18 protein-coding genes are annotated in these 19,745 nt (G+C 68.1%); 7 read left to right on the forward strand and 11 right to left on the reverse strand.

All coding sequences use genetic code 11. The annotated features are described in order from the left end of the window. Nucleotides 1-151 precede the first annotated feature (151 nt). Complete coding sequence (gene agmR, locus ACI766_RS15845; protein WP_003107754.1) at nucleotides 152-817, forward strand: response regulator AgmR; 666 nt, start codon at nucleotides 152-154, stop codon at nucleotides 815-817. A 9-nt stretch (nucleotides 818-826) separates the two neighbouring features. Next, nucleotides 827-1,690: a DMT family transporter gene (locus ACI766_RS15850; RefSeq protein ID WP_016851709.1), complete on the forward strand. Its 864-nt coding sequence runs from the start codon at nucleotides 827-829 to the stop codon at nucleotides 1,688-1,690. 1 nt (nucleotide 1,691) lies between these two features. Here ACI766_RS15850 and nahK read toward each other — a convergent pair whose 3' ends face one another. The 5 genes from nahK to ACI766_RS15875 all read right to left on the reverse strand — a co-directional run bounded on the left by nahK (nucleotide 1,692) and on the right by ACI766_RS15875 (nucleotide 11,106). After that, on the reverse strand, nucleotides 1,692-4,337 hold the full coding sequence (nahK, locus tag ACI766_RS15855) for a hybrid sensor histidine kinase/response regulator NahK/ErcS' (RefSeq protein ID WP_003119141.1): 2,646 nt from the start codon (nucleotides 4,335-4,337) through the stop codon (nucleotides 1,692-1,694). Continuing rightward, nucleotides 4,267-5,430 carry a nitric oxide-sensing protein NosP gene (gene nosP, locus ACI766_RS15860; RefSeq protein ID WP_003106998.1) on the reverse strand — a complete coding sequence of 388 codons (1,164 nt, stop codon included), beginning with the start codon at nucleotides 5,428-5,430 and terminating at the stop codon, nucleotides 4,267-4,269. Before nosP ends, nahK begins: the two co-directional genes overlap by 71 nt. Nucleotides 5,431-5,532: 102 nt before the next feature. Further along, nucleotides 5,533-6,732, reverse strand: a complete 1,200-nt coding sequence (locus ACI766_RS15865) for a porin (RefSeq protein WP_003107001.1) — start codon at nucleotides 6,730-6,732, stop codon at nucleotides 5,533-5,535. Between the two features lie 266 nt (nucleotides 6,733-6,998). After that, nucleotides 6,999-9,326, reverse strand: coding sequence for a pyrroloquinoline quinone biosynthesis protein PqqF (gene pqqF / locus ACI766_RS15870; protein WP_003144412.1), 2,328 nt, complete (start codon nucleotides 9,324-9,326; stop codon nucleotides 6,999-7,001). Nucleotides 9,327-9,402: 76 nt separating this feature from the next. Continuing rightward, the gene (locus ACI766_RS15875; RefSeq protein WP_003144414.1) at nucleotides 9,403-11,106 is read right to left on the reverse strand and encodes a phosphoethanolamine transferase; all 1,704 of its coding nucleotides are present in this window, start codon (nucleotides 11,104-11,106) and stop codon (nucleotides 9,403-9,405) included. Nucleotides 11,107-11,631: 525 nt separating this feature from the next. Between ACI766_RS15875 and brnQ the strand changes: the two genes are divergently transcribed. Together brnQ and ACI766_RS15885 are read left to right on the forward strand one after the other, a co-directional pair. Next, nucleotides 11,632-12,945, forward strand: a complete 1,314-nt coding sequence (gene brnQ, locus ACI766_RS15880; RefSeq protein ID WP_003113469.1) for a branched-chain amino acid transport system II carrier protein — start codon at nucleotides 11,632-11,634, stop codon at nucleotides 12,943-12,945. A 235-nt stretch (nucleotides 12,946-13,180) separates the two neighbouring features. Next, entirely contained in the window at nucleotides 13,181-13,420 is a 240-nt protein-coding gene (locus ACI766_RS15885) for a hypothetical protein (RefSeq protein ID WP_003088496.1), read from the forward strand. 66 nt (nucleotides 13,421-13,486) lie between these two features. Here ACI766_RS15885 and ACI766_RS15890 read toward each other — a convergent pair whose 3' ends face one another. Both ACI766_RS15890 and ACI766_RS15895 read right to left on the reverse strand, forming a co-directional pair. After that, complete coding sequence (locus ACI766_RS15890) at nucleotides 13,487-13,834, reverse strand: I78 family peptidase inhibitor (RefSeq protein ID WP_003113470.1); 348 nt, start codon at nucleotides 13,832-13,834, stop codon at nucleotides 13,487-13,489. Between the two features lie 91 nt (nucleotides 13,835-13,925). Beyond that, nucleotides 13,926-14,159: a hypothetical protein gene (locus ACI766_RS15895; protein ID WP_003111311.1), complete on the reverse strand. Its 234-nt coding sequence runs from the start codon at nucleotides 14,157-14,159 to the stop codon at nucleotides 13,926-13,928. 184 nt (nucleotides 14,160-14,343) lie between these two features. Between ACI766_RS15895 and ACI766_RS15900 the strand changes: the two genes are divergently transcribed. Then, on the forward strand, nucleotides 14,344-14,844 hold the full coding sequence (locus tag ACI766_RS15900; protein ID WP_003144417.1) for a hypothetical protein: 501 nt from the start codon (nucleotides 14,344-14,346) through the stop codon (nucleotides 14,842-14,844). Nucleotides 14,845-14,864: 20 nt separating this feature from the next. Here ACI766_RS15900 and ACI766_RS15905 read toward each other — a convergent pair whose 3' ends face one another. Further along, entirely contained in the window at nucleotides 14,865-15,236 is a 372-nt protein-coding gene (locus tag ACI766_RS15905; RefSeq protein WP_003088488.1) for a 5-carboxymethyl-2-hydroxymuconate Delta-isomerase, read from the reverse strand. A gap of 129 nt (nucleotides 15,237-15,365) precedes the next feature. Then, a complete protein-coding gene (locus ACI766_RS15910) occupies nucleotides 15,366-15,701 on the reverse strand; it encodes a hypothetical protein (protein ID WP_003111314.1) in 336 nt (111 codons plus the stop codon). A gap of 303 nt (nucleotides 15,702-16,004) precedes the next feature. On the opposite strand from ACI766_RS15910, the gene ACI766_RS15915 reads away from it, so the two are divergent. After that, the gene (locus ACI766_RS15915; RefSeq protein ID WP_003111315.1) at nucleotides 16,005-17,594 is read left to right on the forward strand and encodes an ABC-F family ATPase; all 1,590 of its coding nucleotides are present in this window, start codon (nucleotides 16,005-16,007) and stop codon (nucleotides 17,592-17,594) included. Nucleotides 17,595-17,679: 85 nt separating this feature from the next. Here the strand turns inward: ACI766_RS15915 and ACI766_RS15920 are convergent, their stop codons facing one another. Continuing rightward, nucleotides 17,680-17,946: a hypothetical protein gene (locus ACI766_RS15920; protein WP_033876077.1), complete on the reverse strand. Its 267-nt coding sequence runs from the start codon at nucleotides 17,944-17,946 to the stop codon at nucleotides 17,680-17,682. A gap of 106 nt (nucleotides 17,947-18,052) precedes the next feature. Continuing rightward, nucleotides 18,053-18,661: an FMN-dependent NADH-azoreductase AzoR2 gene (gene azoR2, locus ACI766_RS15925; protein ID WP_076938959.1), complete on the reverse strand. Its 609-nt coding sequence runs from the start codon at nucleotides 18,659-18,661 to the stop codon at nucleotides 18,053-18,055. Nucleotides 18,662-18,809: 148 nt separating this feature from the next. Between azoR2 and ACI766_RS15930 the strand changes: the two genes are divergently transcribed. Beyond that, on the forward strand, nucleotides 18,810-19,745 hold the full coding sequence (locus ACI766_RS15930; protein WP_003119152.1) for a LysR substrate-binding domain-containing protein: 936 nt from the start codon (nucleotides 18,810-18,812) through the stop codon (nucleotides 19,743-19,745).

Genomic DNA, 19,745 nt, shown 5'->3' on the forward strand with positions numbered 1-19,745 from the left:
ACGCTCCGCGACGCGTCCCCGGCAGCGCGCGGCGGAACGCCCGCCCGCTGGGCTATCGCGCCCACGACTGCTACCGTGAGCGCATTCGCATCCGCCCGCGTGCCCCGAGCCGCCACCAGCCGCCCATAACGACAATAACGAGGTGCAGGCCATGTACAAGATCCTGATCGCCGACGACCACCCGCTGTTCCGCGAGGCCATCCACAATGTCATCGCCGACGGATTCCCCGGCAGCGAAGTGATGGAAACCGCCGACCTCGACAGCGCCCTGGGCCTGACCCAGGAACACGACGACCTCGACCTGATCCTGCTCGACCTGAACATGCCCGGCATGCACGGCCTCAACGGCCTGATGAACCTGCGCAACGAGGCCCCGACCATTCCCGTGGTTATCGTCTCCGCCGAGCAGGACAAGCAGGTGGTGCTACAGGCCATCACCTACGGCGCGGTGGGCTTCATCACCAAGTCCTCGCCACGCGCGCAGATGACCGAAGCCATCGAGCAGATCCTCAACGGCAACGTCTACCTGCCCTCGGACGTGATCCGCACCCAGAAGAGTTCGCCGCGACGCAGCGGCCACGAAGAACACGGCATCTCCCCGGAACTGCTCCAGGCCCTGACCCGCAAGCAGCTGCTGGTGCTGGAGCGGATGACCAAGGGCGAGTCGAACAAGCAGATCGCCTACAACCTGGACATCGCCGAGACCACGGTGAAGGCGCACGTCTCGGCGATCCTGCGCAAGCTCAAGGTACACAACCGGGTCCAGGCGATCCTCAGCGCCGGCGACATCGACTTCGCCGCCTACCTGCGCCGCTGAGACCCGCCGATGCCCGACCGCCGTACCCTGCTGCTCACTGTCCTGGCGATGCTGGCCTTCGCCGGCAATTCGCTGCTCTGCCGCGCGGCGCTGAAGGACACCGCCATCGACGCGGTCAGTTTCACCGCCCTGCGTCTCTTCTCCGGCGCCCTCATGCTCGCCATCCTGCTGCATCTGCGCCGGGGCCCGGCCACGCCCGCGCGCGGCGGCTGGCGCGGGGCGGCGGCGCTGTTCGTCTACGCGGCCGCGTTCTCCTACGCCTACGTGCAGCTGGACGCCGGCACCGGCGCGCTGCTGCTATTCGGCGCGGTACAGGTCACCCTGCTGCTGGCCGGCCTGCTGCGCGGCGAACGGCTGGGCGGACAGGCGCTGCTCGGTTTCCTGCTGGCCCTGGGCGGCCTGCTGTTCCTGTTGCTCCCCGGAGCCAGCGCGCCGCCGCTGGGCGGTGCCCTGCTGATGCTCCTGTCCGGCCTCGCCTGGGGCCTCTATACCCTGCTCGGCCGCGGCGGCGGCGATCCGCTGGCGGTCAGCGCGGGCAACTTCCTGCGTGCCCTTGCCTTCGCCGCCCTGCTGCTCCTGGCATTCCACGGACAGTTGCGGCTGGACGGCGCCGGGCTGGCCTATGCCCTGCTTTCCGGCGCCCTCGCCTCCGGCCTCGGCTACGCCGTCTGGTACAGCGCACTGCCGGGGCTGACGGCGATCCAGGGCGCCTCGGTGCAGCTCAGCGTGCCGGTGCTCGCCGCCCTCTGCGGCGCCCTGCTGCTCGGCGAGCCGCTCGCCCCGCGATTGCCGCCGGCGACCCTGGCGGTGCTCGGCGGGATCGCCCTGATCCTCGCCCCGCGCCTGGGCCGCGCGGCGCGCGAAGGCGCCTGAATCAGACCGAGGCTTCGCGCTCCAGCAAGTGGCAGAGCGCGGTCTTCAGCTTCATCGGCCGCACCGGCTTGTGCATCAGGGTATGGCCAAGCTCGCGGACCTGCTGCTTGAGCTCGTTGCTGTAGTTGGCGGTGATCATCAGCGCCGGCAGCGGCGAGCCGCGCCGGGCGTTGATCGCGGCGACCGCGTCGACGCCGTTGCGCTGGTCGTCGAGGTGATAGTCGACGATCAGCAGGTCGGCCTCGGCATGGTAGTTGTCGACCTGTCGCGCCAGGTCTTCCTCCGACAGCGCCGTCACTACCCGGCAGCCCCAGGCTTCGAGCAACGTGCGCATGCCTGCGCAGATCGCCGCATCGTTGTCCAGCACCCACACCCGCGAACCACGCAGGCGCTCGCGCAGGTCGTCCGCGCTGGCCAGCGGCTCGGCGCGACTGCGCGGGGCATGGCGGGCCAGCGGTACCTCGATGGCGAAGCATGAGCCCTTGCCCGGCAGCGAGCCGACCCGGACCCGGTGGCCGAGCATGCGGGCGATCTTGTCGACGATCGCCAATCCCAGGCCGAGCCCGCGGTCCTGGTGACAACGCTGTGACTCGCCGCGCTTGAATTCCTGGAAAATCTCGCCGAGCTTGTCGGCGGCGATGCCCACCCCGGTGTCCCAGACCTCGATCGACAGGCGCTGCCGATGCCGGCGGCAACCCAGCAGCACGCGCCCTCGCGGGGTATAGCGGATGGCGTTGGAAAGCAGGTTGCGGAGGATTCGCGCGAGCAGTTGCTGGTCGCTGCGGACCAGCGCCCCGCAGGCCACGAAGTCCAGGCGTAGCCCTTCGCTGGCGGCTACCTGGCGGTACTCCGCGGCCAGGTTGCCGAGCAGTTCGCCAAGCTCGAACGGGGCGATGTCCGGGGTGATCACGCCGGCGTCCAGCTTGGAAATGTCCACCAGGGTGCCGAGCAGGTTCTCCACGTCCTCCAGCGAATGGCTGATGTTGTTCACCAGCGCCTCGTTGTCCCGCGCCGCGCTGCCGCGCTCCTGCAAGGCGCTGGTGAACAGCCGCGCGGCGTTCAGCGGTTGCAGCAGGTCGTGGCTGACCGCCGCGAGGAACTTGGTCTTCGACAGGTTGGCCTGTTCCGCCTCGCGCTTGGCCTCGCGCAGGCGCGCCTCGACCTGGCTGCGCTCGTGGATCTCGCGCTTGAACTGGTCGTTGAGGGTGGTCAGCTCGGCGGTCCGCTCGCGCACCCGCTGTTCGAGGTTCTGGTAGGCCTGGTGCAGCGCCTCGGCGGTCCGCCGGCGCTCGGTGATATCCCGAATCAGCACGAACAGCCCGGCGACCCGGCCGTCGGCCTGGCGGTTCGGCACGTAGGAGCGCTGCATGTAGCGCTCCTCGCCGGACAACGCGGTCTCGGCGATCTCGAAGGTCACGCTTTCGCCGGCCAGGGCCCGCTCGAAGTACGGCTCCAGGCGCCGGCAGTGCTCGGCGCCATGCACGTCGCGCAGGCAGCGGCCGAGCATCGAGCCGCTGGGCCAGCGGTACCACTCCTCGTAGACCTTGTTGGTGAATTCGTAGACCAGTTCGTCGCTGAGATAGGCGATCAGCGCCGGCACCTGGTCGGTGATCAGGCGGATCCAGCGCTCGCTGGCGCGCAACGCCTCGGCGTGGCGATAGCGTTCGGTGATGTCGGTGAAGGTGTTGACGAAGCCGCCGGTGGGCAGCGCATGGGTACGGATCTCCAGCACCCGGCCATCGAACAGGCGCTGCTCGCGGGCGCTCAGCGGACTCCCCTGGGAGTCCTGGCTGCGCGGCGTGAGCAACGGCAATTCGCTCTCCGCCATGACTTCGGCGAAGGCCCGGTGCCCGGCGATCGGGGCCAGCCCGCAGAGCTCCAGGAAGCGCCGGTTCCACAACTCCAGCACGCCGTCGGCACCGACCATCGCCACGCCCTGGGAGAGATTGTCCACCGCCCGCTGCAACAGGTGCGACTTCTGCGCCAGCGCCTGCTCGCGGCGCGCGGTCTCGCTGAGCTTGATCTCGGTGACGTCGCTGTAGAGCACCGCCAGCCCGCCGTCGCGGGTCGGTCGCTCGCTCATCCGCAGCCAGCGCTCGTCGCGCAGGCGGTACAGGGTCTGCTGGTCGCCGCCGCGCTGCTCCTCGACGATCAGCCCGCCGCTACGCGCCAGCCGGTGCAGTTCGGCGCGACGCATGCCAGGACCGATCCGCGCCCGGCTGTCGATCCACAGCGCGCGGAAGCGCTCGTTGAACAACACGATGCGTTGCTGCGGATCGAACAGGACGAAGGCGTCGGAGATGCTTTCGATAGCGTCGAGCAGATGCTGGTGGGCGGTCTCGGCACGCAGGCGAGCGTCGCTGAGCAACTGGTTGCTGGCCTTCAGTTCGAGCATCGTCTGGCTCAGCGCGTCGGTGCGCTCGCGGACCTGCTCGGCCAACACCACGGAATACTGGAAGGCACCGTAGGCCTCGTCGCTCTGCGCAGCGCTCGACTCGATGCGTCCGATCAGCGCCTGGTTGATCCGCTGCAACTTGTGCCGCTCTTCTTCGAGGGCGACGACCCGCGCCTGCAGCTCAGCGACGGACACCTCCGCGGGGTCGGCCAATGGCGACCCCGGTGAAGGTCTGGTTGATATGCATGCCATTGAATTGCTCTCCGTAGGTGTTGAAGCCGATCACCTGCTGGCTGCGGAGAAACGCGGCGGTAGCTTGCGTGTCACCGCCGACCTCCAGCTCCAGGCGCCGCAGGAAGCAGTCGCAACCGATGGTCAGCAACGGCGGTCCGAGGCGCTCGTGGAGGCGGCGGAACTGCGCCTCCAGGTTGGGCAACAGCGGACCGGTGCTCATCGCGGTGAGAACGATGCCGTTCTCCACCGCACAGTAGAACGTCAGGCTCAGGTCCTCGTTGGCCTGCTGGATCGAGCGCACGTAATAGCGTTCGTCGACCCGCACCGCCAGCGGATGCGCGGAGAACAGGGCGAAATCCAGCGCCTGCGGTGCCACCCCGACCAGCCGGGCGTATTCCAGCGCCGCCGGCTCGGCGTTGAGTTCGTGGACCCGCCGGCTGCCGCTGTCGGCGCGGGTCACCACCAACTTTTCGGCGCGCGGCACCACGTGATGGGTGGTGAAGACCTCGAAGTCCAGCCAGGTGTTGACCAGCACCACCACTGCCGCCCCGGTATGGAACTGGCCCTGGTGGTAGACATGGGTGTGGGTCAGGTGGCGGTCGTCGCCGGCCGAGCCACCGAAATGCGGGATCGCGCCGAGCGCCGCGCCAAGCGCGGCGAGCACCACCTCTTCGCGGCTGGACAGGCCGTCGAGCAAGGTCAGGGCGAAGCTGTGGTCCTTGATCGGCGCCAGGCCGCCGCGGCGACAGCCGGCCACCAGGGTCTCGACCATCTGCTGCGCGTCCAGCAGGCTGAAGCGCTCCATTTCGTCGATCAGCGCGCTGCTGATGGCGAAGCTGCGCACGTCGAAGCCCACCGCGCTGACGCAGCCGCGCCCGTAGCCCGCCGGAGTGATCTCGCCGGCTGTGGTGCAGCCGACCAGGTCGATGCCGCCGAAGTAGCGTTCGAGCATCTCGGCAAGGGCCGGCAGGTCGTATTCCGCGGAACAGAAGAACAGCACGAAGCCCAGGTGCGGATGGATAAGCTGGCGCGCCAGGTCCTGGGCCACCACTTCGACGTCGCGCGCGCTGGACATGCCCCTGCAGACCCCTTCCCCCTGCCCTTCGTACATGCCCGCTCCCCCGTCGTTCCGCCTCGCCAGCATTCTACGAAGGGCGCCGCCGCGGCCCCTATCCTACTTGGGTCGCGGCGGGGTCCTTCGAAAGTAGCGGTATCACCAGTTCAGTACGGCGCCGAGGGCCACGGTGTCGGTGTCCTCGTCGAGCGCGGCACCGTCGCGCCCGTCGATCCGGTAGCGGTTCAGCTCGGCGACCAGCTTGAGGTTGTCGTTGATCGTGCGGAAATAGGCGATGCCGCGACTCTCGTAGTCGGCCGCGGAACCCAGGCCGTTGCCGTCGTCGACGGTCTTGCCGTAGGACAGCGCCAGGCGGTTCTTGCCCCATGAATACGAGCCCTGCAGCAATGCGCCGCGGCTGTCCACCTCGCGCAGCGCGGCTTCGCCGGCGTTGTTGGTGAAGAAGGGATTGATGCCCTTGGCGGTGAACCCCGAACCGGTCACGGAGAAGCCGCCCATCTTCACCTGCAAGCCATAGCCGACCCCCTTGGAAGTCACGCTGTCGACGCTGTCGCTGGTGTTCTTCGAAGTCTGGTAGCCGCCGTTGATCCAGCTGTAGACCTGCGCCCCGGCCAGGTCGAACTGGTAGCTGACCTCGCTCTCGTAGCGCGGGTTGTCCTGGTAGGCCTTGTCGTCGAGGCCGTCGCTGGCATCTTTGTCGATCTGGTTGGAGTCGATCGGGTCGAGGATGCCCACGGCGATGCGCAGGCCGGGCAGCAGGTTGTTGTTGCGGTAGGTGATCTGCGAGGTGGGGAACGGGTACGGATAGCCGGTGCCGATGTTGCCGAAGGAGACGCCCTTGCCGTCCACCAGGCCGAGGGTGTCGCTGGGGTTGCCGAAACCGGCCAGCAGTTCGTCGAGGAAGATGTTCGAGCGCGAGAACAGGCCGAAGTCCTTGCCGATCAGCACCTCGCCCCAGTCGCCGGCGACCGTGCCGTAGAACTGACGGACGTCGATGGCGGTATCGGTGCCGTCGGTCTCGCTGTCGTTGATGGTCACCCAGAAGGAAGCGCGACCACCGAGGCTCAGCTCGTCGACCTTCCTGCCGAAGTTGAAGCCGATGTAGTTCGGCAGGAATCCCATCTTCACCCGCGACTGGCGGCGATCGTAGGTCTCGCCCTGGCGGTCGACGTCGCTGTTGACGTAGAAGGCATTGAAGTAGCCGTCGGTGGAAAAGGTGGTCTCGTCCTTGTCGTACAGCAGGATATCGGCGGCGGCCGGTTGCAGGCCGCCCAGGGCACCCAGCGAGGCCAGGGTCAGCGGCAGGATTCGGCGAACGGCGGTGTTGTTCTTGTTCATGGCGCACTCCGCGAGGTGAAACGACCGGGCCGGTCGTGGCGGAGCCGATTATCGAAACCGGGAAAGCCCGGCCATACGCTTCCTTGGGCCTGCTTCGACGCTTCTTCATGGTGGGCGTGGGTGCCGCTGCGCAAGGCGCGGGCAGCGCTCCTCCGGCGGTAGCGCAACCTTGGTCGCGGCGGGAGCGCCACCGAAGCAGCGCGGCTTTCGACCTAACGCCGCAGTGACGCCGGCAAGGCTGTCGTCGAGTTACCGCGTGGCTCGCTTCAGCGCCGGCTGGAAAGCACCCACCAGCCGCCGCGCGCCTCCAGCAACCGGGCCTGGGCCGCGAGCAGGTCGTCGCCGCTCAGGCCGAGAGCGGCCTCGGCGAGCAGCCGGGAGCGACCGGCGCCACCGCCAAGGTGCTCCGCCCAGGCGCGCCGTGCTCGCTCGGCGAAGCTGCCCGGCGCTCGGCGCAGGTCGTCGGCGAGGGCTTCGCGCAGGCCGGCCAGGCGTTGCGCCGGCAGTTGCGCGAGCGCCTCGGCGGAGCGCTGGAGGAAGGTCTCCATATGCTCCAGCAGGCGTTCCGGGCAGGCACGCGGAGATTGCGCGGCGAACAGCAGGCCGCGCCGGGCGCCGACCTCGCGGAAGCCGCAGAACAACGCGTAGCCCAGTTGCAGCTCGTCGCGCAGGCGCCGCTGGAAGGCCGGTTCGTGCAGGCGCGCCAGCAAGCGCCAGGCCGCCTCCATCGGCACCTCCTGCGTGGGCAGCGGACAGAACAGCAGCAACGCCGACTCGCCGTCCATGGCCAGTTCGCGGCGATGCCGTCCGGGCCTCGGCGGCAGAGGCTCCAGGCGCTCGCCGGCAGCCTGGCCGGGCATCCATCGGGGATCTGGCATCGCGGCCTGCATGACCAAGGCGTCCCAGCGCGTCCGCCGCCAATCGTCGACCTCCGCCAGCGGCTCGCCGAGTAGGCCGGGCAAGGCGTCCAGCAACTGCCGGATCGGCAGGCCAGTGGCGCTGCGGCGCCGCTCGGCGGAGGACAGACGCTCGCCGTTTGCGCGCCAGTCGGGCGGCGCCGCGAGGAGCCGGGCCAGGGCCGGGCGCACGGCGGCCTCGAGGCGATCGCGCGGACCGAGCAGGCTCAGCGACCAGTCTTCGCCGAGCGCCTCCAGGCCCATCTCCACTCCCCCCAGGCGCGCCTGGCCGCACAGCGGACGCAACGCCTGGCGCAGCGCCAGGAAGCGTGACCGTGCGGGCACACCGGGAAAGCGCCAGCGCAGGAACAGCGCGCCCTCGGCGGCGGCACTGGGCGGCAACGGCAGTTCGAAGCGCCAGGCATGCCGCTGCGCGGCCAGCGGCGGCGCTGCGGCAACCGGCGCCACACTCAGGCGGAAGCCCGCCGACCAGCGCGCTTCGGCACCGTCGAGTTCGCTGTCCAGGTGCAGCCGCAGGCAACGGTCGGCGCGCAGCGCGTCCAGGCAGGCCGGGCGAATCTCCGCTGGCAGGCCAAGAACGCGCTGGCGTAGTCGCTCCAGCGGTGCAGTGGGCTCCGCCAGCAACGGCCGGCGCGCCGCCAGCAGGCTGGCGGCATCGTCGCGCAGGTCGCCCAGCCAGTCGAAAAAGGCCGCCTCCAGCGCCGCCGCCGCGCTGCCGTCGAACAGTTCGAAGGTCAACGCCAGGAGCGCCTGCCGCGCGTCCCGATGAACCACCCGCAGCGCCGCCGATTCGCCCAGGCCCTGTTCGCCGAGTGCCGCCAGCAACCCGCCCGGCGAGCGATCGCCGAGCAATTCGGCGAACGCCTGCAGGGTCTGTTCGTCGGCCTCCCACAAAGCGTCGAGGGCAAAGCCCAGCACCAGCCGCGGCGGTCCCGGCAGGCGCAGCGCCAGCGCTTCGCCGGCGAAGGGCAGCAACGGCGGCGGCGGCGGATTCGCGCCTGGCGCGCGCCCCGGCAGGTCGGCGCAGGCACGCTGCGCCAGCCTCTCCAGCTCGTCCAGTGCCTGCGGCCCTTGCAGCCATAGCTGGCAATTGCCGGCGTGATAGTGGGCGGCATGGAATTCGCGCAGGGCCCGCTGGAACGCATCGTTCTCCAGGGCCAGGCTGTCGCGGCGCCCGGCAGCGAAACGCCGCAGGGGGTGTCCGGCGGGCAGGCCGAGGGCCAGCGCCGCGTCGATCAGGGTCTGCTCGTCGGCCGAGCGCGCCAGGTATTCGGCCTCGAGTACTTCGCGCTCGCGCCGTTGCGCATCGATGTCCAGCAAGGGGCGGGCGAGCATGTCGATCAGCCGTGCCAGACCGGCGCCAAGGTGCTCCGCCGTCACCTCGAAGAAATAGTCGGTGGTCCTGCCCCGGGTGCTGGCGTTGACCTGGCCGCCGCGCACCTGCAACCACGGCATCAGGCGCTCGTCGCCGGGAAACGCCGCGCCACCGAGAAACGACAGGTGCTCGAGGAAGTGGGCCAGGCCGGGATGCGCGCTCGGCTCGTCGTGGCTGCCCGCCGCCACCCGCAGCCAGGCAGCGGCGCGCGATGCCGCCGGATCATGCGCCAGGTGCAGGCGCAGGCCGTTGGGCAGCACGCAGGCGCGGCTCCTGGGGTGGTGTTGGGCGTGGCGATCCATGGGCGTCCTCGCGGGTTCCGAGGCTGAACCTTACCCTTCCGCGAGGCGAAGGAAATAGTCCTTTCGCCGAGTCGTATCAGGAAGCCGGCGGCTCCTGGCCAGACGCTTCCTCGGAGTACAGCGCCCGTCCGCCGTCGGCCTTGAGCGCCTGCAGGACCTCCGGCGCACGGCACGGGGCGAACAGGTCGAGGCCGGGATCGTAGGCGCCGGTGCGCACTTCCAGCAGGCCGAGCATCGAGTGGAACAGGTTGTCCTGGGACAGCTCCTCGTTGCTGCGCTGGCGCAGGCAGCTACTGTCGAGGCCGAAGGCGCTCTGGTAGCCGGGCGAGAACCAGGCCAGCATGCCGACGTGCTTCTGCTGGTCCGGCGCCAGCAGGTAAGGCGTGCCATGCAGGTAGAGGTTGTACTCGCCGAGCGACTCGCCATGGTCGGAGAGGTAGAGCATGCCGGTATCGATGCGCTCTTCGTTCTTGCGCAGCAGGTCGATCAGGCTGGCCAGCACGTGGTCGGTGTACAGCAGGGTGTTGTCGTAGCCGTTGATGATGCTGTCCCGCGAGCAGGCGCTGAAGTCGTTGCTGGCGCAGACCGGGGTGAACTTCTCGTACTCCCTGGGATAGCGCTTGAAGTAGGCCGGGCCGTGGCTGCCCATCTGGTGCAGGACCAGCACGGTGTCCTGTTGCAGCCCGTCGATGAAGGCCTGCAAGTCGCGCAGGAGGATCTCGTCATGGCACTCGCCGCCGTCGCACAGGGCCGGATCCTTGCTCTCGCTCAGGTCCTGGAAGGCGACGCGGTCGCAGGTGCCCTTGCAGCCGGACTGGTTGTCCCGCCACAGGACCCGCAGGCCTGCGCGCTGCAACACATCGAGAAGGCCTTCCTGGGTGCGCGCGCGAGCGTCGCTGTAGTCCGCGCGGCCCAGGTTGGAGAACATGCAGGGCACCGACACCGCGGTCTCGGTACCGCAGGAGTGCACGTTGGAGAAGTTGATCAGGCCCTCCTCGGCCTTCAGCCGCGGGTTGGTCTCGCGAGCGTAGCCGTTGAGGCCGAAGTTCTGTGCCCGCGCGCTCTCACCCACCACCAGCACGGTCAGCGACTTGCGCGCATGGCCCTGCCACAGGTCGGCGCGCCGGGCATCGACGGCGATCGGCCGCAGCGGCTGGCTGGCGGCCTGGGCCTGGCCCTTGGCGTAGCCGATGGCGGCGCCGACCAGGTTGCTCGGGGTGACCTGCAGGCGCAGTTCCTTGTTGTTGCGGAACAGCGAGGACAGCCCCTGGTAATTGGCCAGCGCCACCCCGGCAAGCAGGGCTAGGCAGGCGAGCGCCACCAGCAGCTTGCTCAGCAGCTCGCGTGGCCACGGCCGGTAGCGCACCGGCGTGCGCCACAGCAGCCAGACCGGCAGCGCGCCAAGCAACGCCAGGTAGACGGCGAGCTTCGGCGAAAGCAGGTCGGCGACCTCGGCCGGGTTGGTCTGCATGACGTTGCGCAGCATGCCGACGTCCATCAGCACGCCGTACTGGGTCATGAAGTAGGTGGTACCGGCGGCCGCCAGGATCAGCAGGGTCAGCGCCGGCTTGAGCAGCCAGCGGAACGCCAGCAGGGTCAGCGCCAGGTTGAAGATCGCGGCGATCATCAGGCCGACCGCCAGCATCATGCCGAGGCCCTGCCAGCCCCCCGGGGTGATCGCCAGCAGGCGTTGCCACAGCGGCAGGTTGTAGAACAGCAGGAAGGCGAGGCTGACCAGCAGGGTCAGCAGTTCGGGACGGACGGCGCGGGCTTTCGACATGGGCACGGATCTTCACTGACTTCCGGGTTGCCGTGCGCAGCGTTGCCCCTGGCAGCACTCGACGACGGCGGCAGTCTGCTCGGCGATCCGTCAATCTTTCGTGAAGAATACCTACAGAAAACGTAACCCTCCGAAAGCGCCGCAACCCTTGTATTCCGGGGCTTTCAGCCGGATTGCAAAAAGTTCGCGGGAAGCTTTCCGGGCGCTCTCCGGGTTCGCCGGCATCCCCCCGCATGGCGCCGCCGATGCGGGCGGAAGACAGCAAGCGGCAAGGAACGCGGAGCGCTCCGGCGCCAGTGCCTACGGACTGTTCTGATTGCGACGTCGTTTTTCAACAAAAGGACAGCCAGACCAATGTCTATCCCGCGACCACGGCATTTTCGTTAGCATGCCAAGCTTACGGCCCGGTTCCCACAAGGACGGCGGCCGCCTCCCCTGCTCGTCCCATCCAGATGAGTGCCGTTTCCCCTACCCCCCGGGAAACCCTTCTGTGAATTTCCTCGAGCAGCGCGGTACCTCTCCAGCATGAACGCTTTGAAAGGCCGGGACATCCTGGCGCTTGGTTTTATGACCTTTGCCCTGTTCGTCGGGGCCGGCAACATCATCTTCCCGCCCATCGTCGGCTTGCAGTCCGGCCCCCATGTGTGGCTGGCGGCGCTGGGCTTCCTGATCACCGCGGTGGGGCTGCCGGTGATCACCGTGATCGCCCTGGCTAAGGTCGGCGGTTCGGTCGACGCCCTCAGCCATCCGATCGGCAGGTATGCCGGCGGCCTGCTGGCGGCGGTCTGCTACCTGGCGGTCGGCCCGCTGTTCGCCATTCCGCGCACCGCCACGGTGTCCTTCGAGGTCGGCGTGGTGCCGCTGCTCGGCGAGAGCGGCACGGCGCTGTTCGTCTACAGCCTGGCGTACTTCCTTCTGGCCCTGGCCATCTCCCTCTACCCCGGTCGCCTGCTGGACACCGTCGGACGCTTCCTCGCCCCGCTGAAGATCCTTGCCCTGGCGATTCTCGGCGTCGCCGCCTTCCTCTGGCCCGCCGGCCCGATCGGCACGGCCCAGCCGGAGTACACCCAGGCCGCGTTCTCCCAGGGTTTCGTCAACGGCTACCTGACCATGGACACCCTCGCCGCGCTGGTCTTCGGCATTGTCATCGTCAACGCCATCCGTTCCCGCGGCGTGCAGTCGCCGCGGCTGATCACCCGCTATGCCATCGTCGCCGGGCTGATCGCCGGTGTCGGCCTGGTGCTGGTCTACGTCAGCCTGTTCCGGCTCGGCGCCGGCAGCCATGCCATCGCCGCCGACGCCAGCAACGGCGCGGCGGTCCTGCATGCCTACGTGCAACATACCTTCGGCAGCCTCGGCAGCTCGTTCCTGGCGGGACTTATCGCGCTGGCCTGCCTGGTCACCGCGGTCGGCCTGACCTGCGCCTGCGCCGAGTACTTCTGCCAGCGCCTGCCGCTGTCCTACCGCAGCCTGGTGATCATCCTGGCAGGGTTCTCCTTCATCGTTTCCAACCTCGGCCTGACCAAGCTGATCCAGGTCTCGATCCCGGTGCTCACCGCGATCTATCCGCCGTGCATCGTGCTGGTGGCGCTGAGCTTCTGCATCGGCCTCTGGCATTCGGCGACGCGCATCCTCGCCCCGGTGATGCTGGTTTCCCTGGCGTTCGGCGTGCTCGATGCCCTGAAGGCGGCGGGCCTGGGCCAGGACTTCCCGCAATGGCTGCTGCACCTGCCGCTGGCCGAACAGGGCCTGGCCTGGTTGATCCCCTCGGTCGCCACTCTCGCCGCCTGCAGCCTGGTCGACCGCCTGCTGGGCAAGCCTGCGCAAGTCGCCGCCTGAGCAGGCCCCAGCGGCCTGCCGCTTGTTCTCCCGGCCGAGCGCGGGACATGCCGGCGGGCGGCGCCAATCGCGTCGTCCACCCCACGGCCCGGCTGGCGCCTGCCGCCGCCGGCAGCGCTTCTTCCCGCGTTCAGCCGAACGAATAAGCACTATCGAGCAGGATGATTTCTAGCGCAGCGGCGCGGTTGTTAGCCTTTCGACCATTCCCCCAGGAAAGCGAATCCAGGAGCCGGTCATGGCCAAGGCACTCATCAGCGTACTGTTGTTCTCCCTCGCCCTCGCCGGCTGCGCCAGCGACTACAACCCCTCTCGCCCGTACAGCAGCGACGAGGTCAGGCAACTGGCGCTGGAGGACCTGGCCCGACGCAGCCTGTCGTTCGAGGAATACCAGGCCAAGCGTCAGGCAATTCTCGAGGAAAAACCGCAAACCGCCGTCAGCCAGTCCAACGCCGCCCTACGCAGTACCGCCATCTGAGGCCTCGTCGAACGGCCAAGAGAAAGCCCCGCGATGCGGGGCTTCTTCGTATTCGGGGCTGGGCGGTCAGCCGCAGGACAGGCGCTTGATCACCAGCGTGTCGTCGACATCGATGTTCAGCCGGCGCGGGTTATAGTCCATGGTCACCGCATCGTGCGGGCGCAGCGCCCGGGCGACTTCCGCTCCGGCGGCGCGGCGGGCCTCCTCAACGATGGCCGCGGAAGCCTGCTTGCCGACATAGGCCTGCACCGCATTGGCGTCGCAACGGCCGTCCGCTGCCGGGGTGGCCGCGGGCGCGCTGGCGCTGCCGGTGGCTACGCTGGCGCCTTCGGTGGACGGGCCGTCGCCGTTGCTGCTGCAACCGGCGAGCAGGGCCGCGAGAACGAGTGCACTGGAAAACTGCTTCAAAGGCATACCGCCTCCTCTGATCTTCTGGGATCGCCACCTTACCAGTGGCATGGGTTTCCTGGCGAAACTGCAATCCGCGCTGACAAATTCGCCAGCTTCAGTCGCCGCTCAGGCGCTGCAGTTCGCGACGCACCATGGCCGCGTATTCCGGCGGACGCAGGAGGTAGAGCTGGCCCGCGACCCAGTCCAGCCAGCGGCCACCCTGTTCGGCGCGGGCGTCGAGCAGGCGCCGCGCCTCTTCCTCCGCCCGTTGCCGGTGCTGCCGATGGAATGCCTGGCGCTTCGACAGACCGGAGGCATCTCCGGTTCGATCGTCGGGAGTGTCGGTCATGGCTCTCTTCGCAACCTGCTGCACAAGTCGGACATTCTAACCGCGGAACGCCGTTGCCGTTCGCGGCAAGCGCTTGCCTCCGCCCCGCCCTGCGCCATGCGCCGAGCCCTCTGGCGCGGGGTTCGGCGACCTGGCACGGCCCTTGCGACGGAGCGGCGGTCATTCATTTCCATGGAAGCAGGTCATGAACAGCATAGGTCCCGCCAGCCTTTCCGGCTGGTCTGCGCGTTACCTGAACAACCAGCGGCAAGCCAACACCGAGATCGGCAACGGCGATCTGCTGAAACCGCGCCCCGCCCTTGGCACGCCATTGCGCAACGAGGCCGTCGATCCCGCCGCGGAGTCCGCCCGCCAGGCCATGGACGAGGGTTTTGCGAAGCTGAACCTGACGCTGAAGCAGAACCAGGCGAATGCCCCTGCCGGCGCCAGCGAAGGCAAGTCGGCCTATGAAGAGTTCAAGGAGTACATGCAGAAATCGCCTGCCGAGCGGATGCGCGAGCAGGTCCTGAAGAGCCTCGGCCTGACCGAGGAGGAACTGGACGCGATGCCGCCGGAGAAACGCGAACAGGTGGAGAAAGGCATCGGCGAACGCATGCGCGAGATGATCGCCATGCAGAACGGCCAGGCGCCGGGACGGCAAGAGGACCCGACGCAGGCCCGCGCGACGCTGAACGCCTGGATCTGAGCCAGGCGCGCGCCAGTCTCTCAGCGCTGCCGGGCGACGACGCGCTTGGCGTAGCTGGCGCGCTCCATCTCGCGCACTTCGACGCTGACCTGCACGCCCTCCTCGCCGCCGCCCGCCACCGCTCCGGCGAGCACCTCGCAGAGCGACTCGCCCAGCGCCTGGCGGGTCGCCGCGTCGCGCCCGTCGAGGATCGACAGGCAGGCATGCAGGTAGGCGCGCTCGACCGCCGCGGTTCCCTGCCGGTAGGCCTCCAGGGTGACGAAGCGCGACTTGATGTCCGCCTCGCCGAATTGCCCGGAAGCGAACAGCGCGGCATTGGCCTGCTCCAGCAGTTCGCCGGGGGACGTTTCGAGGCGGAGGTTGGCAGTGGCTTCGATAACGAGATGCGGCATGCTGGCGGGCCTTGCGGGGAATGGAGAGCGGGATTCTAGCGGCTCGACGAGCGATGCGACAGCCGGCCTGCGCCTGCGTGGCTCAGATCAACCCGGCGGCCGCGAAAGCCCGCGCGTAGATGGCGCGGATCAGCGCGTCTCGCAGGCCTGCCGCTGGCCCTTGGCCGGCGTGTACAGGTAGCCGGGCGTGTCGCCCGCCTGGCGGTACAGGACCGAACCGTCGCTATAGGAAATCGCGCTCAGCGCCTGGCCATCGGCGAGGCTGCGGACATCGCCGCCCAGCGACTGGACGCTGCTGCCGTCGGGCAGCTTGAGGCTGGCGAAACCGTCGATCACCTCGAGTTTGCCGAAGTCTCCGCAGTGCAACGCCAGCGGCCCGGAAGCGGCCTTCCGGTCCGACGATGAATCCCCGCAACCGCCCAGCAGCGACAGAACCAACAACGCGGGGAGAACAGCGGGCTTCATCGGGGAGTCCTTTGCGGATGAGCGGAAGACGGGACTCTACCACCTGCCGGGCGGCGGGAAAAACCGCTTCGGCGTACGCTGTCATGCAACGGCAGGCGCACCTGTGAGACAATTCGCCGAATGCCAGGCATCACACCCCGCCTTCATCGCGCTACAGCCACGTCATGACGCTGGCTGCGGCACTCCACGAATGCCCGCAGGATCGACCCATGCTCCAGATGGAGCGCAGCGGAAAGCCGAGACCGGTAGCAGACCGGTATCGCCACGGTCCAGGCGTGCGTAAGTCCTCTATAGGTAAAGAAGTTGATCTCCACCGCGAATATCACCATGCAGTTCGGCGCCAAGCCGCTGTTCGAGAACGTTTCCGTCAAGTTCGGCAACGGCAACCGCTACGGCCTGATCGGCGCCAACGGTTGCGGCAAGTCGACCTTCATGAAGATCCTCGGCAACGACCTGGAGCCGAGCGCCGGCCAGGTCATGCTGGAACCCAACGTGCGCCTGGGCAAGCTGCGCCAGGACCAGTTCGCCTACGAGGACTTCAGCGTCATCGATACGGTGATCATGGGCCACGAGGAACTCTGGGCGGTGAAGGCCGAGCGCGACCGCATCTACTCCCTGCCGGAAATGAGCGAGGCAGATGGCATGGCGGTAGCCGAGCTGGAAGTCCAGTTCGCCGAGTTCGACGGCTACACCGCCGAGTCCCGCGCCGGCGAGCTGCTGCTCGGCCTGGGCATCCCGCTGGAGCAGCACTTCGGCCCGATGAGCGCCGTCGCTCCCGGCTGGAAGCTGCGCGTACTGCTGGCCCAGGCGCTGTTCTCGGACCCGGACGTGCTGCTGCTCGACGAACCGACCAACCACCTGGACATCAATACCATCCGCTGGCTGGAAGGCGTGCTCACCGCGCGCAACAGCACCATGATCATCATTTCCCACGATCGCCACTTCCTGAACAGCGTCTGCACCCACATGGCCGACCTGGACTACGGCGAGCTGCGCCTGTTCCCGGGCAACTACGACGAGTACATGACCGCCGCCGAACAGGCCCGCGAGCGCCTGCTGTCGGACAACGCCAAGAAGAAGGCGCAGATCGCCGAGCTGCAATCCTTCGTCAGCCGCTTCTCGGCCAACGCCTCCAAGGCCAAGCAGGCCACCAGCCGCGCCCGGCAGATCGACAAGATCCAGCTGGAAGAGGTCAAGCCGTCCAGCCGGGTCAGCCCGTTCATCCGCTTCGAGCAATACAAGAAGCTGCACCGCCAGGCGGTGACCGTGGAAAACATCAGCAAGGGCTATGACGGCAAGCCGCTGTTCAAGGGCCTGAGCCTGCAGGTCGAGGCCGGCGAGCGCGTCGCCATCATCGGCCCCAACGGCATCGGCAAGACCACCCTGTTGCGCTGCCTGGTCGGCGACCTGCCGGTGGACGGCGGCGAGGTGAAATGGACCGACAGCGCCGACGTCGGCTATTTCGCCCAGGACCATGCCGACGACTTCGCCGACGACATGAGCCTGTTCGACTGGATGGCCCAGTGGACCCAGGGCGGCGAACAACTGGTGCGCGGCACCCTCGGCCGCATGCTGTTCTCCAACGACGAGATCAAGAAGTCGGTGAAAGTGATCTCCGGCGGCGAGCAGGGCCGCATGTTGTTCGGCCGGCTGATCCTCAAGCGTCCCAACGTGCTGGTGATGGACGAGCCGACCAACCACCTGGACATGGAGTCCATCGAGGCGCTGAACCTGGCGCTGGACAACTATCCGGGCACGCTGATCTTCGTCAGCCACGACCGCGAATTCGTTTCCTCGCTGGCTACCCGCATCATCGAGCTGGGCGAGAACGGCGTGACCGACTTCAGCGGCAGCTATGACGACTACCTGCGCAGCCAGGGCGTGATCGTCTGAGTCCCCGTCGCGCAACGCAAAAGCCCCGCATCCGCGGGGCTTTTTCATTCCGGCATGGCCGCGCAGGGCCTATGGGGAGCGCGACTCAGTCGACGTAGCCGGCCATCATCGCCGCGCGGGTCGCCAGGCGCTGGCCCTCGGCGATCTTCTCGCGCTGTTCGGCGGTCAGCTCGCGGGGCGGGTGGTCCTTGATGTAGGCAGCCACGTTCACCCCGATGTAGATGATCAGGGCGGCGGCGATCAGGACGTTCTTCGGATTGATGTCCGAGCGCCGCTTGCAGGCTTCGCAGATGCCGTTCTCGACGAGACGGGTCGCTCGGGCGCCGCAGTTGCGGCAGTAACACGCGCTCACAGGCCGGTTCCTTGTGCTTGTAATTGTCCGGTCAATCTACACGCAGCGCGCCGCTGCGCACAACGCGAAAACCCCGCCGAAGCGGGGTTTTCCGATGACGCGGGGATCAGGCCGCGGCGAACTGCCCGGCGATCTGCCGGCGGGCGGCGGCGATGGCCTGGGCGCGGGGCTCCTCGCCATAGGCCAGGCCTTCGGCGCGAACCACTTCGATATCGGTGATGCCGAAGAAACCCAGCACGGTGCGCAGGTAGCCTTCGTGGGCCGCGCCGGTCGGCTGGCCGGCATGCACGCCACCGGCGGTGGAGACGATCACCACTTTCTTGTCGCCGGCCAGGCCAACCGGGCCGTTCTCGGTGTAGCGGAAGGTCTTGCCGGCGACCGCGATGCGATCGATCCAGGCCTTGAGCTGGCTGGAGATGGTGAAGTTGTACATCGGCGCGCCGATTACCACGACGTCGGCGGCGAGGAACTCTTCCAGCACTTCTTCACCCACCGCGACTTCATGCTTCAGCGCGGCATCGCGCAGCTCCGTCGGGGTGCTGCCGGCGGCCAGGGTCAGGGCGGAGAAATGCGCCACCGCGTCGGCGGCCAGGTCGCGGTAGGTGACGTCAAGCCCGTCTTCGTTCTGCCGCCAGGCCTGGACCAGCTCGGCGCTCAGTTGGCGGGAAGCGGAGGCGTCGCCGAGGATGCTGGAATCGATATGCAAAAGTTTCATGTCTCGCTCCTGAAAGTGGGGGATCGCAGTGTGGCGATCGAGTGGTTTGCATCCTACCGGCAAGGCCAATCGACGATTAGTCGGTAGAAACATGACTATTCGTCCCACACATAGGACAATCTGTTTTTCCCCCCAGCGGAGCGCCTGCATGCCCCACGACCTCAACGACCTCTACTACTTCGCCAAGGTGGTGGAATGCGGCGGCTTCGCCGCGGCCGGACGCGAGACGGGGATTCCCAAGTCGCGCCTGTCGCGGCGCATCGCCGAGCTGGAGGAGCGCCTTCAGGTGCGCCTGCTGCACCGCACGACACGCAAGCTGGCGCTCACGGAGGTCGGCGAACGCTACCTGCAGCACTGCCGCAACCTGCTGCTGGAAGCGGAGATGGCCGAACAGGTGATCGCCGAGCTGAGCGTCGAGCCGCGTGGCCGGCTGCGCCTTTCCGCACCGGTGGCCATGGCTTCGAGCAACCTGGCCGACCTGTTGCCGCGGTTTCTCGAACGACACCCGCAGGTCCAGCTGGAAATCCTCCTGACCAACCGCCGGGTCGACCTGCTCAACGAGGGGGTGGACGTGGCACTGCGCGTGCGCGAACTCGGCGACGAGGACCCTGCGCTGGTCTGCCGGCGCCTGGCTCCGGCGACCACGCAGATCCTCGCCGCCCCGTCGCTGATCGCCGGGCGTCGCCTGGAACATCCGGAAGACCTCGAAGACCTGCCCTTCCTCGGCGCTATTCATAACGACCGCAAGGTCCACGCGACCCTGATCGGGCCGGATGGCAGCCGCTACCAGTTGGAACGCGAACCGCGCCTGGGCGTCGACGACTTCGTCCTGCGCAAGAAAGCCGCCGTGGCCGGCCTCGGCGTCACCCTGCTGCCCGAAGGCTACTGCGACAGGGAACTGGCCGATGGCAGCCTGGTGCGCATCCTGCCGCAGTGGACCTTGCCGAAAAGCACCATGCAGGCCGCCTACCTGCCGCGCAGCAGCCAGATTCCGGCGATCCGTGCCTTGATCGACTTTCTCGTGGAAGCCCTGCAACGCCCCTCGGGCGAGACCGGCCCGGCCTACCGCCGCGCCCGCGAGTGA

The sequence above is a fragment of the Pseudomonas sp. DL genome, from assembly GCF_047199225.1.
In the GTDB taxonomy this organism is placed as follows: Bacteria; Pseudomonadota; Gammaproteobacteria; order Pseudomonadales; family Pseudomonadaceae; genus Pseudomonas; species Pseudomonas aeruginosa.